We start from the raw sequence: 1,264 nt of genomic DNA, 5'->3' as shown, positions 1-1,264 counted from the left end.
ACCCCTGTGCTTGGGTGTCGGTATGCCTCGACGCCGGGATCCTGACGCGGTTCGGGTGGTGCATCGCACCGCCCGGGTCGGGCTGCGCCTGACCCGAGGACAACGGAACCGGTGTTACGGCCTGTTGCGGTCGGCGGGTGACGTGTGGGCGTGCGTCCTGGAGGTCAATCACTGGCGGTGGCGGCACGACTCGCCGCCGATCGTTGCGTATCAGGCACTGTGCCGGGAGCTGTCCGCGGCCGGGCCGGGTACGTTCGGTGACCTCGACTCGACCGGGGCGAGGTCGGTGCTGCGCCGGTACTCCGACGCGTGGTTCGCGGCGGCGAAACGCCGCAAGGCCGGTGATCTGACCGCTCGGTTCCCGCGGCGCCGGCGTGGGCTGTTGCCGGTGCGTTACTACCATGGCACGTTCACCCTCGACGGGCGGCGGCTGCGGCTGCCGACCGCGGCCGGGTGCCCGCCGCTGTGGCTGCGCCTGGACCGGGACGTGCCGTACCCGATGGGACAGGTCCGGTCCGTGACCCTCCTCGCCGAGGGTGGCCGGTTGTCGATCGAGGTGACCGCCGAGGTCCCCGTCACCAGCTACCCGCAGGGCACGGCACCGGACCCGGGTCGGGTCGCCGGGGTCGATCTGGGCGTGATCCACCCGTACGCGGTCGCCGGGCCGGACGGCCACGGGCTGCTCGTGTCGGGTCGGGCGGTCCGCGCCGAACACCGCATGCACCTCGCGGACACCAAGCAGCGGCGGCGGGCGACCGCCGCCCGCGCACCGAAACCGGGTCAGCACGGGTCGAGGCGGTGGCGGCAGGCACGGCGCCGGGCCAGGCTGGTGGAGGGCCGGCACCGGCGGCGGGTCCGCCAAGCCCGGCATGAGGCGGCGAAGACCGTCGTGGACTGGGCTGTGCAGCACAGGATCGGGACGTTGACCGTCGGGGACCCCCGCGGCGTCCTGGACCTGCCGGCCGGGCGCAGGCACAACCTGCGGCTGCGGCAGTGGCAGGTCGGCCGGGCCATCGGCATGCTGCGGGACAAGGCCGAACTCGCCGGGATCGTCGTGCACCTCGTCAACGAACGCGGCACCTCCTCGACCTGCCCCACCTGCCGCCAGCGGATCAGGAAACCGGCCGGGCGGACGATGACCTGCCGGCCGTGTCAGCTCACCGGGCACCGTGACCTGTTCGCGGCCGCCACCATCGCCACCCGCACCCCTGGCCGGACACCGGCCACGAATGTGGGTGATGGTTCCAGCGTCACAACAACAACA

1 protein-coding gene is annotated in these 1,264 nt (G+C 73.1%); it reads left to right on the top strand.

The window, feature by feature from the left end; genetic code table 11:
* Positions 1-58: 58 nt before the first annotated feature.
* Positions 59-1,264 (top strand): transposase (locus ABZS58_RS51380; RefSeq protein WP_354792151.1); only part of this gene is annotated, 1,206 nt, incomplete at its 3' end.

It is taken from the genome of Dactylosporangium sp. NPDC005555, from assembly GCF_040605635.1.
Taxonomy (GTDB): domain Bacteria; phylum Actinomycetota; class Actinomycetes; order Mycobacteriales; family Micromonosporaceae; genus Dactylosporangium.
The sequence above is the reverse complement of the archived record's forward strand: the minus strand, read 5'-3'. Positions and strand labels throughout refer to the sequence as shown.